At 34.5% G+C, this 18,627-nt stretch carries 14 protein-coding genes and 2 pseudogenes; 8 read left to right on the top strand and 8 right to left on the bottom strand.

Going from position 1 to position 18,627, the window contains the following annotated elements; genetic code table 11:
• Positions 1 to 49: 49 nt before the first annotated feature.
• The 4 genes and pseudogenes from IGB25_RS10625 to IGB25_RS10610 form a co-directional block, all read right to left on the bottom strand.
• Positions 50 to 1,950, bottom strand: a pseudogene (locus tag IGB25_RS10625) (amidophosphoribosyltransferase).
• Positions 1,951 to 1,985: 35 nt separating this feature from the next.
• Entirely contained in the window at positions 1,986 to 2,912 is a 927-nt protein-coding gene (locus tag IGB25_RS10620) for a PfkB family carbohydrate kinase (protein ID WP_211064990.1), read from the bottom strand.
• Between the two features lie 140 nt (positions 2,913 to 3,052).
• Positions 3,053 to 4,003, bottom strand: a complete 951-nt coding sequence (locus tag IGB25_RS10615; RefSeq protein WP_211064989.1) for an aldo/keto reductase — start codon at positions 4,001 to 4,003, stop codon at positions 3,053 to 3,055.
• A gap of 483 nt (positions 4,004 to 4,486) precedes the next feature.
• Positions 4,487 to 5,059 carry a MarC family protein gene (locus IGB25_RS10610; protein ID WP_211064988.1) on the bottom strand — a complete coding sequence of 191 codons (573 nt, stop codon included), beginning with the start codon at positions 5,057 to 5,059 and terminating at the stop codon, positions 4,487 to 4,489.
• Between the two features lie 109 nt (positions 5,060 to 5,168).
• On the opposite strand from IGB25_RS10610, the gene IGB25_RS10605 reads away from it, so the two are divergent.
• The 4 genes from IGB25_RS10605 (at position 5,169) to IGB25_RS10590 (ending at position 9,143) form a co-directional block, all read left to right on the top strand.
• The gene (locus IGB25_RS10605) at positions 5,169 to 5,747 is read left to right on the top strand and encodes a DUF3109 family protein (protein WP_211064987.1); all 579 of its coding nucleotides are present in this window, start codon (positions 5,169 to 5,171) and stop codon (positions 5,745 to 5,747) included.
• Positions 5,748 to 6,070: 323 nt separating this feature from the next.
• The gene (locus IGB25_RS10600; protein ID WP_211064986.1) at positions 6,071 to 6,631 is read left to right on the top strand and encodes a cob(I)yrinic acid a,c-diamide adenosyltransferase; all 561 of its coding nucleotides are present in this window, start codon (positions 6,071 to 6,073) and stop codon (positions 6,629 to 6,631) included.
• A complete protein-coding gene (locus IGB25_RS10595) occupies positions 6,632 to 7,780 on the top strand; it encodes a HAMP domain-containing sensor histidine kinase (RefSeq protein ID WP_211064985.1) in 1,149 nt (382 codons plus the stop codon). It begins immediately after the preceding gene.
• 415 nt (positions 7,781 to 8,195) lie between these two features.
• Positions 8,196 to 9,143 (top strand): SPFH domain-containing protein, encoded by a 948-nt coding sequence (locus IGB25_RS10590; protein ID WP_211064984.1) that lies wholly within the window; start codon positions 8,196 to 8,198, stop codon positions 9,141 to 9,143.
• 111 nt (positions 9,144 to 9,254) lie between these two features.
• On the opposite strand, the gene IGB25_RS10585 is transcribed toward IGB25_RS10590, so the two are convergent.
• Together IGB25_RS10585 and IGB25_RS10580 are read right to left on the bottom strand one after the other, a co-directional pair.
• On the bottom strand, positions 9,255 to 11,210 hold the full coding sequence (locus IGB25_RS10585) for a trehalase family glycosidase (RefSeq protein ID WP_211064983.1): 1,956 nt from the start codon (positions 11,208 to 11,210) through the stop codon (positions 9,255 to 9,257).
• Between the two features lie 11 nt (positions 11,211 to 11,221).
• A complete protein-coding gene (locus IGB25_RS10580; RefSeq protein ID WP_211064982.1) occupies positions 11,222 to 12,940 on the bottom strand; it encodes a sodium:solute symporter in 1,719 nt (572 codons plus the stop codon).
• 217 nt (positions 12,941 to 13,157) lie between these two features.
• Between IGB25_RS10580 and IGB25_RS10575 the strand changes: the two genes are divergently transcribed.
• Both IGB25_RS10575 and IGB25_RS10570 read left to right on the top strand, forming a co-directional pair.
• Positions 13,158 to 14,135, top strand: a complete 978-nt coding sequence (locus IGB25_RS10575) for a 3-oxoacyl-ACP synthase III family protein (RefSeq protein WP_211064981.1) — start codon at positions 13,158 to 13,160, stop codon at positions 14,133 to 14,135.
• A 10-nt stretch (positions 14,136 to 14,145) separates the two neighbouring features.
• Positions 14,146 to 14,970 (top strand): SDR family oxidoreductase, encoded by an 825-nt coding sequence (locus IGB25_RS10570; RefSeq protein WP_211064980.1) that lies wholly within the window; start codon positions 14,146 to 14,148, stop codon positions 14,968 to 14,970.
• Between the two features lie 183 nt (positions 14,971 to 15,153).
• On the opposite strand, the gene IGB25_RS10565 is transcribed toward IGB25_RS10570, so the two are convergent.
• Complete coding sequence (locus IGB25_RS10565; protein ID WP_211064979.1) at positions 15,154 to 15,714, bottom strand: nitroreductase; 561 nt, start codon at positions 15,712 to 15,714, stop codon at positions 15,154 to 15,156.
• Entirely contained in the window at positions 15,701 to 16,852 is a 1,152-nt protein-coding gene (locus tag IGB25_RS10560; RefSeq protein WP_211064978.1) for a DegT/DnrJ/EryC1/StrS aminotransferase family protein, read from the bottom strand. Before IGB25_RS10560 ends, IGB25_RS10565 begins: the two co-directional genes overlap by 14 nt.
• A gap of 218 nt (positions 16,853 to 17,070) precedes the next feature.
• On the opposite strand from IGB25_RS10560, the pseudogene hemC reads away from it, so the two are divergent.
• Positions 17,071 to 17,980 (top strand): annotated as a pseudogene (gene hemC / locus IGB25_RS10555) (hydroxymethylbilane synthase).
• Positions 17,981 to 17,985: 5 nt separating this feature from the next.
• Positions 17,986 to 18,627 carry a uroporphyrinogen-III synthase gene (locus tag IGB25_RS10550; protein WP_211064977.1) on the top strand — a complete coding sequence of 214 codons (642 nt, stop codon included), beginning with the start codon at positions 17,986 to 17,988 and terminating at the stop codon, positions 18,625 to 18,627.

The raw sequence follows: 18,627 nt of genomic DNA, 5'->3' as shown, positions 1-18,627 counted from the left end.
TACAAATTAGTATCTTAAGAAAGATGAAATACTTGATAAAGCGTTGCGTCTAATAGGCGCGTTTTTTATTGCCTTCTACAAAATTGATAAAGGCTTTATTGACAATCTTACTACCACCAACGGTTGGGTAATTCCCTGTAAAATACCAATCGCCCTTATGCTCAGGGCAAGCTAAGTGTAAATTGTCAACGCTTTGGTAAATCACTTTTACTTTAGCCTGTGTGGTTTTATCGCTTAAGAGCTCCGCAATTTTATCAGAAATTTGCTCATCTGAAAAAGGAGCATAAATGGCTTTAACATAATTGTCAACAGCGGTTTTACTCAACTCATCTTGAGATTTGCATTTTTCGTAAACTTTTTTGACAGTTTCGTCATAAGTGCCGAGGTCTTTATGTAATGCTAAGGTCGCTCTAAAGTCCACAAAATCTTCTAATCTTGCCATATCAATGCCATAGCAATCAGGATATCGAATTTGTGGGGCTGAGGAGACAATCACAATTTGTTTTGGACCGAGGCGGTCAAGCATTTTAATGATACTCATTTTAAGCGTTGTTCCTCTTACAATGCTATCATCTATCACCACCAAATTATCGTTTGGCTTGACAATGCCGTAGGTCACATCGTAAACGTGAGCTACTAAATCGTCTCGGCTAGAGTCTTCTGTGATAAAGGTGCGTAGCTTAGCGTCTTTAATGGCTATTTTTTCGGTGCGTAATTTTTGAGATAAAATCTCGTGTAAACGTTCGTCGGTTAAGTGTTCTTTTTCTTGAAGAATTTTTTGATTTTTTTGGCGGTTGAGTTCATCTTGTGCGGCTTCAACCATCCCGTAAAAAGAAGTCTCAGCGGTATTTGGAATATAAGAAAACACAGAGTTTTCTGTATCAAAATCGATGGCTTTAAGCACTTCTGGCATAAGCAAACTACCAACTTTTTTCTTTCCTTATAAATTTCAGCATCGCTACCTCTTGAAAAATAAATGCGTTCAAAGGAACAAGATTTTTTTTCTAAAGGTTCAATGATTTGTTTTTTGACCACTCGACCATTGCGTTTGGTAATTAAGGCTTTTCCTGGTTCAAGCTCTGTTACTTTTTCAAATGGCACATTAAAAGCGGTTTGAATCACAGGGCGTTCAGAAGCCACAACCACCACCTCATCATCGTGATAATAATAGGCTGGTCTGATGCCATTTGGATCTCTCAGTACAAAAGCATCGCCATGACCTAAAAGTCCTGCCATGACATAGCCACCGTCCCAATCTTTTGAAGATTTTTTTAATATTTTAGAAATTTTGATCTTATCAATGATATGTGGCGAGGCTTCTTGTTTGTTATAACCTTCGGCTTTGAGTTTTTTGTATAGTTTTCTGACTTCTGAATCTAAGAAATGACCGATTTTTTCCATGACTGTAATGGTATCGGCTTTTTCTTTAGGATGCTGACCAAGTTTGACTAAGTTATCAAACAATTCAGAAACATTAGTCATATTAAAATTTCCTGCCAAAATCAAATTTCTATGCATCCAGTTGTTTTGTCTTAAAAACGGATGAACGCTTTCAATGCTGTTTTTTCCATAAGTGCCATAGCGTACATGACCGAGCATCAGTTCACCAACATAAGGGACTTCTTGTTTTAGCTTAGTTAAATCATTAAGGAGTTCTGGGTTATTGGCAACCTCAGTATTAATCCGATTGTTTATGGTTTCAAAAACATCTTGTATGGGTTGTGCCGCATTTGAGCGATACCGACTGATATATCGATAACCAGGTTTCATGTCTAATTTAACACTGGCAAAACCTGCACCATCTTGACCGCGATTGTGCTGTTTTTCAAGCATTAAGTAGAGCTTGTTAATGCCATAAAAAGGTGTGCCGTATTTTTCTTTGTAGTAAGACAAAGGTTTGAGCAAACGAATTTGCGCAATACCACATTCGTGTTTTATCAATTCACTCATAGAGTATAAAATGGCGTCATCAAAACCATAAGTGTTTAAGTTAAATTGATTTCAAATTGAGTTAGAGATTCAAAGTTAGATAATCTTTGTTTCAATTCCTCATCTTTGAGCTGAAGCATTTTTTCGGTGCCAAATTTTTCAACACAAAAAGATGCTAAATTAGAGCCGTGAATAATAGCTCTTTTCATATTTTTAAAAGAGATATCTTTACTTTGAGTGATATATCCTGCAAATCCGCCAGCAAAAGTGTCGCCAGCACCAGTTGGGTCAAAGACTTCTTCAAGTGGTAATGCTGGTGCAAAAAACATTTCGTCTTTATAAAACAACAAAGCGCCGTGTTCTCCTTTTTTAATGACCACATAATCTGGTCCCATATCTCTTATTTTACGAGTCGCTTTTACTAACGAATATTCGCCCGAAAGTTGTCGGGCTTCTTCATCATTTATGGTAATTACATCTACTTTAGAAATAACTTTCATCAACAATTCAAGCTCAGAATCCATCCAAAAATTCATGGTATCCAGAATAATCAGTTTTGGGTTGTTGACTTGTTCAATCACGCTCATTTGCACAGCTGGATGCAGATTGCCTAACATCACAATTTCAGCATTGAGATACGATTCAGGCACTACGGGATTAAAATTTTCGAGCACGTTGAGCTGTGTGTCTAAAGTGTCTCGAGTATTCATATCGTTGTGATATTCACCACTCCAAAAAAAGGTTTTACCGCCTTTCACGACTTTTAAACCTTCAATATTGATATGTCTATCTTTAAAGACATCAATATAATCTTGAGGGAAATCTTCTCCAATTACTGAAACGATACCAATATCTATATTATCAAAATTAGAAGCAGATAAAGCAATATAAGTGGCGGCACCACCGAGAATTTTATCGGTTTTACCAAAAGGGGTTTCTATTTTGTCAAAAGCTACGGTTCCAACACAAAGCAATTTACTCATAAATTATTTTTTTGCAAATATAGGCTTTCAAGCTTGAAAACGCTTATAAATTTAATGATTAAACAATGTTGAACCTGACTTAAACCAATGATTCATTCCATCTGGTATGGTGTTACTTTTTTAGTAAGTTTAAAATATATCTACTCATCATAAATATTAGAATACATCCCGTTTGAGGTTTTAAAAAACTTGCCCTTGACATAGCGATAATGCCTATCAAGTGACTTGAGTTGTGCCATATCTTCTTCTGTTAAAACGACGTTTGCACTGTCTAGGTTTTCTTTTATTCTTTTAGAATTAGTAGATTTTGGAATAACAGCCGTATGGCGGTGCAAGTGAAATGCAATTAAAATTTGAGCTGGAGTTACCTCGTGTTGTTGAGCCAAAGATTTTATAACCTCATTGTCAAGTAAAGATGGTTCATCATCGGCTTTCATTTCAGAAGAACGATCGCCGCTTCCCAAGGGCGAATAAGCTGTGAGGTGAATATTGTTGGAGTGGCAGAATTTTAATAATTCGTCTTGATGTAAAAAAGGGTGGAGTTCAACTTGGTTCATCTCTGGTGGATCATCTGTTTTAGCTATTAAATCTTTAAGTTTTTTTACACTAAAATTTGCAACACCAAGGTGTTTAACAAGGCCTTGAGATTTGGCTTCGAGCATAGCTTCCCAAGTTTCTATAATGGGAGCTTCTTCTAATGAAAGAAAATCTTCATCCTTTTCTGGAGAACCTTTTAAATCAGGTCTAAATGCTACAGGCCAATGGATAAGGTATAAATCTAAATAATCCAATTGTAGGTCTGTCAAGGTTTGTTTGAGTGCTGGAATAACATCTTCTGCTTTATGAGCATTGTTCCATAATTTTGAAGTTATCCAAAGGTTTTTGCGAGCAATTATATTTTTTTGAAAGGCTTCTTGTAGTGCATGTCCAATTTCTGCTTCATTGCCATAAACGGCAAGACAGTCTATGTGTTTATAACCTGTTTTAAGGGCTGAAATTACAGCTTCTTGAACTTTGTCAGGTTCTGATTTCCAAGTGCCTAATCCTATAGCGTCAAGCTCGTCTCCGTTATTAAATCTTAGTGTTTTCATAGGTTATTTAGTTTTTCAATAAAGGTATGAGAATTTTATGAAATGTTGGTTGATTTAAAAAAGCTTTAAGAACTTTTTATTGAGGCGAACACCTTCATCTTTTTATTAATCAAAATTGGTATAAAACAAGCATTTTGATTTCTAAAAATTCATTATCGATACAAAATTCTTATCAGAAATTCAATTAAAGAGCCTCATTTTAGATTCATCGAACTTAGAACTTATTATGACAAAATCTGCAACAGATTTGCTTCAACCTATGGGTGAATTTGCCGTAGATTTGCCTTTTAAAATATGGGATTAACAGAGAAAAAAGGGTTTTATTTGAATAACATCACTAAGGTTAGAGGTTAAGCAAAAGCTAAGTATAAACTTAGTTTGATGTAGTTTTCATTCAAACAAAATAAGAGCGTTAGAAATGGATTTGTTTTAGAAATATCAAGACATCAACACGGCTGAGCTTACAAAAATCTTTAGATTAACTTACAGGATATTAGTCACATTGGTCGCAAAAAGTTTGACAGCAATAGCCAATAAAATCACGCCAAAAATCTTTCTGATTACAGTAATACCTTGATTACCCAAAACACGTTCTAATTTTTTTGACGATTTTAACACTGCATAAACCACGATAATATTAATGATAATAGCCACAATAATATTGATAGTATCATACTCAGATTTTAAAGATAAAAGCGTGGTCATAGTTCCTGCACCCGCAATAAGAGGGAAAGCCAAAGGCACAATGGTCGCGGTTTCTGGTGCATCATCTTTATATAATTGAATCCCTAAAATCATTTCAATAGCTAAAAAGAAAATAATAAAAGCACCAGCTACAGCAAACGAGTTGACGTCTATGCCTATAAGTTTTAAAATTTCTTCTCCAACAAACAAAAAAACCACCATCAAAATAGCCGCAACAATTGAGGCTTTTTCGCTCTGAATGTGACCTACTTTTTTTCTCAAATCAATGATGATAGGAATGTCGCCCAAAATATCGATGACAGCAAATAAAATCATACCAGCTGTAATAATTTGTTTAAAATCTAAAGTCATATTTCAAAAAATTTAGCCGACAAAAGTAATTTGATTTTTTATTTTGACAATCATCTTTTAGTAAAATAAATAATTAAATATTCGTTAAGTGTTTTACTATCTTTGCAGGATGTTTCAAATACAAGATACACTCGTTTCTGAAGAGATTTTAGATGAAGATTTTACCTGCAACCTTTCAGCTTGTAAAGGCGAATGTTGTGTGGCTGGAGATGCTGGTGCACCGATTGAAAATCACGAAAAAGAAACTTTAGAAAAAATCTACCCCAAAATTAAATCAGGTTTAAGACCCGAAGGTCAAAAAGCTATTGAAGAACCAGGCACTTTTGTAGTTTCAGAGTTTGAAGGTCTCGAAACCCCATTAGTCAACGGTAAAGAATGTGCTTATGTTACTTTTAACGAAAAAGGCATAGCCTTATGCGGTATTGAAAAAGCCTATCGCGAGGGCAAAATTGATTTTAAAAAACCTATTTCTTGTGAATTATATCCTGTAAGAGTTCAAAAACTCTCAAAATTTCAAGCGGTTAATTATCACCGTTGGGACATTTGTTCGCCAGCATGTGCTTTGGGTAAAGAGCTACAAGCACCAATATATCAGTTTACTAAAGAGGCTTTAATTAAAAAATTTGGTCAAGATTGGTATGATGAACTCGAGAAAATAGCTCAGCTTTATAAGGATGAAAATTTATAGCTGATAGCCTTATGTTTTAAAAAGTTGACTTCTCAGATTTTGAAAATAAAACAGTTATCTTGCTCTCTAAAACTAAATACACAAAATATAAATCACACATTAAGAGCAGAAAACTCTATGAAACGTATTCATCAAAAAAAATGATCAACAAATTGCAGAAATTAATACAGATGTGTTGAGATATGAGTGATTTACATCAATGATTATTAAAAATAGGTGGGCTAATATTTTGGTTATTAATGCACTTAAAAAAAATGCCCAAATAAGCATCAAATAGATTTATTTACCTTTGTCTAATATTTTTTATAAAACATGAATTTCAAATGAAAATTTACACCAAAACAGGAGATAAAGGCAAAACATCGCTTTTTAGCGGGAGAAGAGTTGCTAAACACGACCTACGCATAGAGAGTTATGGAAGCATAGATGAACTAAATTCCTACATTGGAGTCGTTAAAGACCATGCACCAAGTGGGGAAAACTTAGATTTGATTAATAAAGTGCAAGATAGGCTTTTCAACATCGGTTCAATTTTGGCTACTGAAACTGAAAAAATAAAAAACAGAAAAATAAAAATTCCTAAAATTCATGACACAGACATAGAAGAATTAGAAAAAGCTATGGATGTAATGAATGAGCAACTTCCTAAAATGACCCATTTTTTGCTTCCTGGTGGTCATCCTGTGGTTTCGTTTTGTCACGTAGCCCGATGTGTGTGCAGAAGAGCCGAACGCCGCATAACAGCACTTGCTCAAGAAGAAACAGTAGATACCAATGTTTTGAAATATGTCAATCGTTTATCTGATTTTTTGTTTGTATTATCTCGTTATTGGGGTAAAAAGACCAATGCTAAAGAAGTGAAATGGATTCCCAAAATCGATTAGATGATCAAAAACACTAAAAATTTAAGGGGTTTTATTGCGATAGCTTCACTAATCATAGTTGGTTTAACGACATGGAGTATATTTCTATTTTACGAACGCATTAAAGCTGACGAGCGACTTAAAATGGAAATTCTTTCTGAAGCCATTAAAGCCATTGATGCAGACGATGTGTCTAATTATCGAGAATTGGTAAGAAAAATTCAAAATAGCAACTCCAACATTCCAGGAGTTATTGTGAATGACAAAGGGGAAATTGTTTTTAAAGTTAATTTACCTCAGGAGATTGAAAAAGATTCTATAAAACTCTACAATTATTTAGAAAATATAAAAGATGACAATGCTCCTTTAGAAATAAACCTTGGCGATCAAAACCAAATTTTATATTATGGAAACTCTGAATTGCTCACAAAAATTAAATATTATCCTCTAATTTTATTGGTAATCATTTTATTGTTTATCGGTTTGCTCTACTTTTTTTATACCACATCTAAAGAAAGTGAAAAAAACAAGCTCTGGGCAGGAATGGCAAAAGAAACCGCACATCAAATCGGAACACCGCTTTCATCTTTGGTAGGTTGGCTTGAAATTTTAAAATCAGAAAACCTAAATCAAGACTATATCATTGAAATCAAAAAAGATATTGATCGTTTGCAAACAATTGCCGAGCGCTTTTCAAAAGTTGGATCAAAAGTAAATTTAGAAAAAACAGATATTATTGAAGTTACACAAAGCACTTTTGATTATCTAAAAAATCGTTCTTCTAACCTGATAACTTTCTCAATTGATATGCCCAAAGAGCCTACTTATGTTATGCTCAACAAGCCTCTCTACAGCTGGACAATTGAAAATTTAGTTAAAAATGCCATCGATGCGATGAAAGGCAAAGGTGAATTAAAAATTGAAATCGTAAGAAGTGGAAATTGGGTTAGAATTTTAGTCAAAGACTCTGGAAAAGGAATATCTCTAAATCATTTTAAAACTATTTTTAAACCAGGCTTCACAACAAAAAAACGAGGTTGGGGTTTAGGACTTTCTTTAGCCAAACGGATTATAGAAGACTATCATAACGGAAAAATTAAAGTCCTTTTTAGCGAATTAGGAAAAGGAACAACTTTTGAAATTAAGTTAAAAAAGCAATCATTTAGATAATACCCAATAACTTTTAAAAAAGAGATATTTTAAACTAATATTTTTATTTTACTCATCTAACGTGAGTTCGATATAAATTCCAATAAAATATATTCATATAAAATACAGATATTTGATCATTTGTCATGTCGATAGAGCGAAGCATGAGCGACGAGACATCTCAGGTGGATGAGATTACTCATGATTCTTCGTTCGAAATGACAAAATTTGCTAACAAAAAGATGTAATCATCTGATTTACAGATTTCAATAAATCGAACTCACGTTAATCTATAGGATGTATTTTCTCTTTCTTCCTATTGTGTTTGCAAAATTTATAACAAATTTAGATTTTAAAAAAAAATATCGATTAAATCATGTGATATTAATTAATGAATAAAAAAAATGTTCTATATTTATCATATATATCTTTAGTTATGAATTTTATCACAGATTACATACTTCTCATTTTTGTTGTTTTTTTGCTTTTTAAAACCTTTTTTATTGTTAAACAGCAAACCTCTGGAATAGTAGAACGACTTGGAAAATTTAATAGTGTAAGAAGTTCGGGTTTACAATTAAAAATACCTTTGGTTGATTCAGTTGTTGGGCGTATAAATCTAAAAGTTCAACAATTAGATGTTTTAGTTGAAACCAAAACCAAAGACGATGTATTTGTAAAACTAAAAGTCTCCGTACAATACAAAGTGATGAAAGACAAAGTTTATGATGCATTTTATAAACTAGAAAGCCCACGAGCACAAATCACCTCTTATGTATTTGATGTTGTAAGGGCTGAGGTGCCAAAGATGAAGTTAGATGAAGTTTTTGAACGCAAAGATGATATTGCCATTGCTGTAAAAGGCGAACTGAACGAAGCCATGCTAGATTATGGTTATGATATCATCAAAACCCTCGTTACAGATATTGACCCTGATGAACAAGTTAAACAGGCTATGAATCGTATTAACGCTTCAGAGCGAGAAAAAGTTGTCGCTGAGTTTGAAGCCGAAGCTGAACGTATCAAAATTGTTGCTAAAGCAAGAGCCGAAGCCGAAAGTAAACGCCTTCAAGGTCAAGGAATAGCTGACCAAAGAAGAGAAATAGCACGTGGTCTTGAAGAAAGTGTTGATGTGCTTAACAATGTGGGTATTAATTCTCAAGAAGCATCCGCACTTATTGTAGTAACACAACACTACGACACCTTGCAATCTATTGGAGAAGAAACAGACACCAATTTAATTTTATTGCCAAACTCACCTCAAGCTGGCGCTGAAATGCTCAACAATATGATTGCTTCTTTTACAGCATCAAGTCAACTTGGCGAGCAAATGAAAAAGAGAAATAAAGAAAAAGGTTTGGGTAAACAACCCGATAAAAAATAAAAAATAAAATGTTTCACTACAGCATTTTTTGTCATTATTCAATAGTAAATTTCTTATTGAATAATTCGGGTTAAAACTTAAAAACATCAAGTAGTTTTTGAATTTAAACTATCAAAACAATATTTCCGGTTCAACCAAGTCATTGAGCTTGTCTCTTAAATCTGCTTTTAACAAATGCAAGCCGTATTGATAAGACGCATTCATCCAACCAAAACCAGATGGTGTGATGTAGTTAAACTTTGTACCAACATTGCCATATTCAGCGTAAACTTTATGAGTGCAATTTACCACATCATATTTTTCAGGTATAGTGCCATTATAATCGGCAAGATTTTTGGTAATCAACCATAACCAGCGGTAAATCAATTCTTGGGCTTCTTCATCATAGCCGTAATTCATCAAACCTTTCCACATCAACATTTGATGCGGAGCCCAACCGTTTGGATAATCCCATTGGCGTGCTACATCGCTTGTGGCGTAACGCTCAACTGAAGCTTTTGACGAAGCTAAAATGCCACATCTTGCTTTTAGGGTTTTAAGCAAACTGTTTTTAAGATGTTCCGCTTGTTCTTTTGTAGCTAATTTTGCCCAAAGTGGATAATAGTTAGTTGCAGATTCATAAACCAAAGGTTCTTGGGTTTCAAAGTTATAGTCGTAAAACACTTTATCTTTTTCATTCCAAAGCAATTCGTTTACAAGTTGTTTTCTATCTTTAGCTTTATCTAACCAATATTTAGCCTCAAAAGTTTGATTGCCATAAGTGAATGAATTATTAAAATAAGTTTTGATAAGGTAAGCAAAATCAGTTTCATATTTATAAAGCAAACTGTTTAAAGCCACGGTATTCAAATCGGCACAAACACCATCGAGACGCCAAGTGGTGTCGTGACCGCTTTCTCTTAGACTGCGGTCGTGCAAAAAGTATTCGTCTAAACTAGGCAAGTTCAAATCGGTTTTTAAGTTTTCACGAGCAGGCAAATTTCCATTTTGATAAGCCTCAGTAAACTCTTTTAAAGACATATCATATTTTTCAGCATACATTTCAAGTTGCTCATCAAAATGACCTGGCTCCGTTTCTGGTGGAATACCGATGCCTTCCGCATAATAACGATTTAGCCCGTTTTGAGTTAACTTTTTACCTTTTTCCATCCAAACTTCAAAGTATTCTTGCATTGTCGCCCGTGTCATTTCTTTTAACCATAAACTGTCTTTTTCGTTTGTACTTTCGTAGGTTTCTCTAATAAAAGACGTCATAAAAGGCGGTTGACTTCGGGTGAGATAGTAGTCGCGATTGGCATTCAAAATTTTGCCGTAGTGTTTTATTTCATAGGCGAAATTTTCAATCATGGCTTTTGACAAATCTTGTCGCCCGTCAAGATTTAGACCAACGCTTTCAAAATAAGAATCCCAACCATACATTTCGTTAAAACGACCGCCAGGAACGACAAAAGGAACGCCTTTGTTATCTTTAATTTTTAGGCTTAAAATTCCAGGCTTGTCGTTGATAGATTTGACATATTCAGGCGAAATATTTTGGGGTAAAACCACAACTTTAAAACGCTCAAATTCGCTTTCAATATTTTTGAAATAGTCAATTCCTATCGAATCTGTAGCAGGGACATAAAGCCTGCGTATTAAGCTATCAGAAGCTTTGCTGTCAGTCAATATGCGTTCAAGCCCTGATTTATCCACACGTCTTGTTAAATTGTTCCAGTATCTGGTTTTAATCAAACGCGATAGACGCTCTGCAGGTTTTTCTTTGATGCGACTCAGCGGAATTTCTACAATGTCTTGACCTTTATTTTTAGCCGTCGCCAATTCTTGCAAAAGATTTGATAAATAATAGGTGCTTTCTATCAAAACCTTTTGACCATCAATGGTTTTGATGGTATAAGATTTATCTCCCGTATCTTCTTTGGTGATTTTTTTATCTCTGTCGGTATCTTCATCTTGCTCTAAAGACGAAAGCGTTTGTTTGACATTTACTTTTAAAATATCTAATGTTGTTTTATCTTGACAAGACATAAATAAAAAAACAAGTATTAAAATTTGAAATCTATTTTGCATAGTATTTAATTTTACCAAAAACTGATTACAACTATAGCGGTAACAACTAATAAAATAACAGCCAAAATCCTAAAATTATGATACCATTTTACGGATTTAAGTTCTTCGGTTTCAGTTTTAAAGATTGAACGTTTATACGTATATTCATCTATTTGTTGTTGTGGTGGCGGTGCTGTAGCAAGACTCACAACCGTATGGATAATTATTGAAATTATAAACAACCACGTAGCAATAGCCAAGAAATGCAAATCATTGATGAACGGCACCCAACCAAAAACTTGAGATAAAATAGCAAATAAGGCTAACAAAAATCCTGTGATCAAACTCACAATAGATCCGTTAGCATTTGCTCGTTTCCAAAACAAACCCAAGATAAAGGTCGCTACAGCTGGCGGACTGGTATAGGCAATGACCAATTGTAGGTATGTCCACAACGAATCACTAACACGCTCGATAAATGGCACCCATGCAATAGCCAAAACAACCAAAATAACAGTAGTGATTTGTCCAGCTTTTACTAATTGCTTACTGGTAAAATCAGGTTTTATATTTCTGATAAAATCCATCGTTACCAAAGTTGATGCTGAATTAAAAGTAGCCGATACCGACGACATCATAGCGGCCATCAAGCCTGCAACCACCAAGCCTAAAATACCAGTTGGGAGCAACTTAAAAAGCAAAACAGGATAAGTCAAATTAGGACAATTTGCTAAATCATTACAAATACTTCCGTCTGTCAACACATAATGTAATTCTGAAATATCAAGATTATGAAACAAAATCAAGGCTAAAACACCAGGAACAACCATAATTAAAATCACAGGAAGTTTTAAAAGTCCGGCAAACAAAGCACCCCATCGACCATGATTAAGGTCTTTTGCCCCAAGAACACGCTGAACCATAAATTGATTGTTAGCCCAAAAATAAAATCCAAGCAATGGCACGCCAGTAAGCAAACCCCACCACGGCATAAACTCATCATTCAATGGTCGAACTAAACTAAAAACCTGATCTGAAGTTTGCGGAATGTATTTACCAGCCGCTGCACGTTCAGAAAAATCAATATCACCAGATTGTAATAAACCGTCAACGGCAGTCATCATAGCATCCCAGCCTCCACCAAGTTGGTCAAATGCAAAATAAGTAATTAAACAAGAGCCTATAATCAATAAAACAGCTTGAATAACCTCGGTTTGTATCACGGAATTCAAACCACCAGGAATTGTATAAGTCGCAGCAGCAACTGCCAAAATCACGAGAATTATGGTTGAACTAATGTCAGGAAATAATAGAGATAAAACGATTTTTCCTACATAAAGACCAGTCATGGTATCAACTAAAATGTTACCAATCACTGTTATCATCGAAAAATAATAGCGCGAACGTCTATCGTAGCGACGTTCTAAAAACTCTGGCATTGTGTAAACCTTTGAGCGTAAATAAAACGGTAGAAAAAATATTGAAAAAAATATTAAAATTATGACCGCCATCCACTCGTAGTTATACACATGAACATTAGTTTGGTATGCATCAGAAGCTAAACCAACCAAAGTTGAACTGGATATGTTTGCAGAAAACAAGGCTATACCTACAATAGGCCAAGTCATTGTGCGACCCCTTAAAAAATAGTCTTCGGAACCACTACGCTTTGATTTGCTAATCCCATAGATAATGATGCCAACCAAATAAATCACAATTACACTGATGTCGATGATAGATAAATCATTCATATTGATAGTTTTTTAAGAAATAATTTTGTTAGGTTTAACAATACGATTGTGAATATATGTAAAAAAATTTAATACAATCCTTAAAAAATTAATGTAAACGCTTACATTATTTTCATTTTGATAAATTTCAATTTCAAAGACATAAATAATATCAAATATAACTTCACAAAACAAATTTTTTATAACTTTGAAAGTTAATTTATTAATTATTTTTATAATGAGCGTAAACGTTTTCATCAGCGGAACAGGGTCATACACTCCAGATAAAATCATTCCAAATTCATTTTTTGAAAAAGTCGGTTCTAACGACGAATGGATATATAAAAATCTGGGCATCAAAGAAAGACACGTAGTCGAAAACGAAACGACCTCTGATTTAGTCGCTAAAGCAGGATTAAATGCTATTGAAAACGCTGGTCTTCAAGTCGGAGATATTGATATGATTGTGGTAGCAACAACCACACCAGATAGACAAGCACCTTCATGTGCCTGTTTTGTTCAAGACAAAATAAAAGCTTACCAAGCTGTAGCATTTGATGTTGTCGCTGTTTGTTCGGGAGCTTTATTTACAATTGCTGTGGCTCATGAGTTTATCAAAACGGGACGTTATAACAACGTTTTGGTTATTGGTGCAGATACTTTTTCAACCATTACCGATTGGGAGCGTCGAGATTCTGTGTTTTTTGGCGATGGTGCTGGTGCCTTAGTGCTTAGCCAAACAACTGATAAAGACAAAGGCTTCATCGATTTTGATATGCATTCTGATGGTCGTGGCAAAGAGCATTTCACTATTCCTGGTGGTGGTTCTGAGCAACCAGCTTCGTCAGATAGTTTAAAAAACAAGCAACATTACTTTCAAATGAATGGTAAAGAAGTCTTTGATACGGCAATCAAAGTCGTGCCTAAATCTATTAAAAATATTCTTAAACGCAATCTAATTAGCATTGATCAAATTCAGTATATGATACCTCACCAACCGAGTATAGGAATTCTTAAAAGCATTGCTAAAACCATAGGATTACCTTTTGAACGCGTAACAACCAATATGGATAAGTATGCCAATACCTCTGGAGCAACAATTCCCTTGGTTTTAGATGAAACTCATAAAGCTGGAAAATTCAAAAAAGGCGACTACCTTATTTTTGCTGCTGTTGGTGCAGGTTGGACTTGGGGAACTGCGCTTTATAAATGGTAAAAACAAAACTATGTTTAAAGGAAAAACCTACATTATCACTGGCATTGCCGATAAGCATTCTCTTGCTATGTATGTGGCTAAAGAAATTATTAAAAACAAGGGAAAAGTGATTTGTACTGGTCTTGGCGTGAGTTCTTTTCATAAAAATTTATCGGAGCGTGCTCAAGCATTTTTAAATCAGAGTTATCAGCATTTTGAAGATAGTGTAGAAGCCGAATTAGGCAAAGATGTTGAAACTCATATTTTAGATGTTACCCTTCCTGAAAGCATAAACGATTTTTGCCAAAAATTAAAAGATAAAAATCAACCCGTAGATGGCTTGCTTCACGCCATAGCTATGGACAAAACCATCAGAAACAAAAAAGTAAAACCTTTACTTGAAGTCAATTTTGATGAATTCTGTGAAACTATGCAGGTTTCAGCTTTTTCATTGGTTAGTCTAATAGCAAATTTGAAGGCATTTGATTTATTGAACCCTGGATCGTCAATTTGTTCGCTGAGCTATATCGTCGCTCAAAAAGTTACATTCCATCCTTATCGAAATATCAGTATTGCTAAAGCCGCTTTAGAGCGTATTACCATTGAGTTAGCAGACGAACTTGGTCGTCAAAATGGCACACGAGTCAATTGTGTTAGATTTTCACCTTATCTTGGTAGCAAGGCTGGAACTGCAACCCTTAACTCTTCTGATGTGGAATTTGCAGGGCAAAAAAGTCCTCTTGGCAATGCTCATCCTCAAGATTTAGCTTATGAAGTAGCTCATTTACTCGTACCAGATATGCGAATTACAGGCGAGATTAGACATGTGGATGGTGGTTACAATATCATGGGATAGCATTTATCATTAAAAAAGCAAGTTTAGAGATATAAATCGCTAAATTGATTGAGTTTTCGGAATAAAACGAAGAATGAGGAGAAATCTCATCCTACTGCGATTTCTCGACGCTCATGCTTTGCTCTATCGACATGACAAATGATTAAATATCTATATTTTATTGGAATTTATATCGAAGTTTTGTTATTTTAACCAATCTGTTTTATCATCAATACTTGATTGTCTTTCAAGCAAAGGCAATTTATCTTCAAATTTTCCGAGATACAAAAAGCCCAAGCAATTTTCCCCTTCATTTAATGAAACGAGTTTGCCGAGATGATTTTTAAATGCTGGCGTACTCCAATACATCCCAATATTTAAACTTGAAGTAGCCAACCACATATTTTGCACTGCCATGGCTGTTGCAGCGATTTCTTCCCATTCTGGGATGCTTTCTTTTGGGTCTCTTTGCATACAAACTGCTATAACGTGACTAGATTGATCAAATTTTTCTACAATTTTTTTAGCCTTAAAACGTTTTGGTTTTTCTGATGTTTTGAGATAAATATCCTTAAAATATTTAGCCGCTTTAGCTTTAAAATCATCACTAAAAACTTTGAATCGCCAAGGTTCAGTTTTGCGATGCGTAGGTGCCCAATTGGCTAATTCTAAAAGCTTTTGAATATCTTCATCAGGAATAACTTCATCGGTAAATTGATGTGGATAAACTGAGCGTCTGTGTTTTATACAATCAAATATGTCCATAGTATTTTAAAAAAGCTGTAAGTTTTGTTTCTATTCTATACTTTTCTTTATCAGTTAAATTTGAACCTGAAGGCAAACATAAGCCACGGTCAAACAATTTTTCAGCAACGTTTGTGCCGTAATAAGGACAATCTTTAAATACAGGCTGTAAGTGCATGGGTTTCCAAAGAGGTCGGCTTTCTATATTGTCTTCTAAAAGAAATAATCTCAAATCTTCTCTTGTAAAATTTGCTTTTTCGTTAATCGTAATAGCAGATAACCAATAATTTGAAAACACTTTATTATCTTCTTTTTCAAAGACTTCAATGCTATTTATATTTTCAAAAATGTTTTTATAGAATTGGTGCATTTCACGTCTTAAGGCTATGTGCTCATCTAAAACCTGCATTTGTCCTCGACCGATTCCTGCAACAATATTACTCATTCTATAATTATAGCCAATTTCGGTATGTTGATAGTGTTCAGCATTGTCTCGGGCTTGTGTGGCATAGAAAACGGTTTTCTCTTTTGAAGATTGATTTTTACAAACCAAAGCACCTCCACCGCTGGTCGTTATAATTTTATTTCCATTAAATGACAAAGCGGCAAAGTCACCAAATGTGCCACAGTTTTGATTGTTGTAGGTTGATCCTAAGGCTTCTGCAGCATCTTCAATTATAGGAATATCATATTGTTTTGCAATTGCATTGACCTGTTCAACTTGATATGGCATTCCATACAAGTGAACCGCAATAATGGCTTTAGGTTTTTTACGTTTTTGAATTCTGTCTTTAATGGCTTCTTCAAGTGCTTTAGGGCAGATATTCCAAGAGTTTGGTTCACTATCTACTAAAATAGGCCTTGCACCTTGATACACAATCGGATTTATAGAACCGCAAAAGGTAAAACTTTGGCAAATAACTTCATCGCCATGGGAAACCCCGAGTTGCACTAAAGCTAAATGTATGGTCGCTGTTCCGCTACTTAAAGTCGCAACTTGTTTATCCGTTTTTAAGTAGGTTTTAAGATCGTTTTCAAAACCATTGACATTTGGACCAAGCGGAGCAATCCAGTTAGCTTCAAAAGCTTCATTGATGAAGTCTTGTTCATGACCTCCCATGTGTGGAGAAGATAACCATATTTTTGAAGGTTGAGACATAAGAATTGGATGTTTGATTTAAAATGTAAAAATAGGGATTAGCTTGTAGTTTTTAGTCTCGCATTTTTAAATATTTTGAGATTAAGCTGTAAGTATAAAACTCAATGCACCTTGACTTCTTAATGGGGTTAAAAAAATTCGGATAATGATTAATCTTATCATTTAAAAACCCATTTAAGCATTAAAATTTCTATTTTTGAATTTATTCAGAAAAATATTTGATGAAACCACTTATCATTGGAACTCGAGATAGCGAATTGGCTTTGTGGCAAGCTAAAACAGTTCAGAAGCAATTGGAAGATAACGGCGTGAACAGTATTTTGCATCCCGTCAAATCAAGTGGTGATTTAAATTTGGATGTGCCACTTTATGAAATGGGCATCACGGGCATTTTTACCAAAAGCTTAGATGTAGCACTTATCAAAGGCGACATCGATTTGGCCGTGCATTCTATGAAAGATGTGCCTACTCAATTACCCAAAACCCTCATTGAAGCGACAGTTTTGAAGCGTGCCAATCCTTATGATATTTTGATTCACAAAGGATTGGATTTTTTAAAACAAACAGGGCACATTGCTACAGGAAGTTTAAGGCGAAAAGCCCAATGGCTTAACCGCTATCCCAATCATAAAGTGAGTAACCTCAGGGGGAACGTTAATACCAGACTTCAAAAGTTGGAAGACAACAACTGGGATGCGACCATTTTTGTCTGCTGCAGGTTTAGAGCGTATTCAATTTACATCAGAAAATAGTGAAATATTAGATTGGATGATTCCTGCACCAGCTCAAGGAGCAATGCTCGTGGTTTGTAGAGGAAATCAGCCTAAAATATCAAATGCAATTAAACCACTTAATGACGAAAAAACAAATATTTGCGTAAATATAGAACGCTCATTTTTAAGGACTTTAGAAGGTGGATGCACAGCACCTATTGGGGCTTTAGCTCAAATCAAAGCTGATGATATTCATTTTGAAGGTGTTCTTTTGAGTCTTGATGGTAAGCAGCGTTTTTATATTGAAAAGAAATGCAAAATTTCTGATCACAAAGGCTTTGGGAAAATCTGTGCCAAAGACATATTAAACCAAGGTGGCAATCAATTGATGGATGAATTAAGAGAAATTCTATAGCCGTTATGCCACTTGTGTTATCTACTAAAATTTTAAATCCCATTCAAAAGCGACATTTGTTTGTCGCTGATATTAGCTTGGTCGAATACAATGCGGTTCAAATTAAAGCTTTATATCCTGATTTGCCAACACATTTTAAAAATGGCGTTTTTACCAGTCAAAATGCAGTGCGATTGGCTATGGCTCAAAACATAAAAATTAACAATGTGTTTTGCGTTGGCGATAAAACCGCAGAATATCTTAAAAGCTTTAACCTCAATGTTCAACTTAAAGCCGATTATGCTAAAGACTTAGCAGAACAAATCATCAGGTATTACCCTGATGAACATTTTGATTTTTTTTGTTCTAAACAAAGACGAAACGATTTGCCTGATATACTTTCTAAACATAATGTATCTTTAAAAGAATATCATCTTTATGACTCTGTATGTCATTTAAAAACATTTCTTAACACATTTGATGCGGTGTTGTGTTTTAGTCCACTTGGGGTAAAAAGTTATTATGAAATTCACAACCAAAAACCTATAGCAATTTGTATAGGCAAAACCACAGCAAAAGTTGCTGAATATTATACAAAAGAAGTTTATCAAGCTTCAAAAACCAGTGTTGATAGTGTGATTTTAAAAGCTATTAAGACCCTAACCTGA

It is taken from the genome of Flavobacterium sp. CS20, from assembly GCF_018080005.1.
Classification (GTDB): Bacteria; Bacteroidota; Bacteroidia; order Flavobacteriales; family Flavobacteriaceae; genus Psychroflexus.
This window is presented reverse-complemented; position numbering and strand designations above follow the sequence as displayed.

What these genes read in the sequence shown, in the direction of transcription:
- IGB25_RS10620 (WP_211064990.1), bottom strand. Translation starts at nt 2,912, where the DNA reads ATGAGTAAATTGCTTTGTGTTGGAACCGTAGCTTTTGACAAAATAGAA.
- IGB25_RS10615 (WP_211064989.1), bottom strand. Translation starts at nt 4,003, where the DNA reads ATGAAAACACTAAGATTTAATAACGGAGACGAGCTTGACGCTATAGGA.
- IGB25_RS10610 (WP_211064988.1), bottom strand. Translation starts at nt 5,059, where the DNA reads ATGACTTTAGATTTTAAACAAATTATTACAGCTGGTATGATTTTATTT.
- IGB25_RS10605 (WP_211064987.1), top strand. Translation starts at nt 5,169, where the DNA reads ATGTTTCAAATACAAGATACACTCGTTTCTGAAGAGATTTTAGATGAA.
- IGB25_RS10600 (WP_211064986.1), top strand. Translation starts at nt 6,071, where the DNA reads ATGAAAATTTACACCAAAACAGGAGATAAAGGCAAAACATCGCTTTTT.
- IGB25_RS10595 (WP_211064985.1), top strand. Translation starts at nt 6,632, where the DNA reads ATGATCAAAAACACTAAAAATTTAAGGGGTTTTATTGCGATAGCTTCA.
- IGB25_RS10590 (WP_211064984.1), top strand. Translation starts at nt 8,196, where the DNA reads ATGAATTTTATCACAGATTACATACTTCTCATTTTTGTTGTTTTTTTG.
- IGB25_RS10585 (WP_211064983.1), bottom strand. Translation starts at nt 11,210, where the DNA reads ATGCAAAATAGATTTCAAATTTTAATACTTGTTTTTTTATTTATGTCT.
- IGB25_RS10580 (WP_211064982.1), bottom strand. Translation starts at nt 12,940, where the DNA reads ATGAATGATTTATCTATCATCGACATCAGTGTAATTGTGATTTATTTG.
- IGB25_RS10575 (WP_211064981.1), top strand. Translation starts at nt 13,158, where the DNA reads ATGAGCGTAAACGTTTTCATCAGCGGAACAGGGTCATACACTCCAGAT.
- IGB25_RS10570 (WP_211064980.1), top strand. Translation starts at nt 14,146, where the DNA reads ATGTTTAAAGGAAAAACCTACATTATCACTGGCATTGCCGATAAGCAT.
- IGB25_RS10565 (WP_211064979.1), bottom strand. Translation starts at nt 15,714, where the DNA reads ATGGACATATTTGATTGTATAAAACACAGACGCTCAGTTTATCCACAT.
- IGB25_RS10560 (WP_211064978.1), bottom strand. Translation starts at nt 16,852, where the DNA reads ATGTCTCAACCTTCAAAAATATGGTTATCTTCTCCACACATGGGAGGT.
- IGB25_RS10550 (WP_211064977.1), top strand. Translation starts at nt 17,986, where the DNA reads ATGCCACTTGTGTTATCTACTAAAATTTTAAATCCCATTCAAAAGCGA.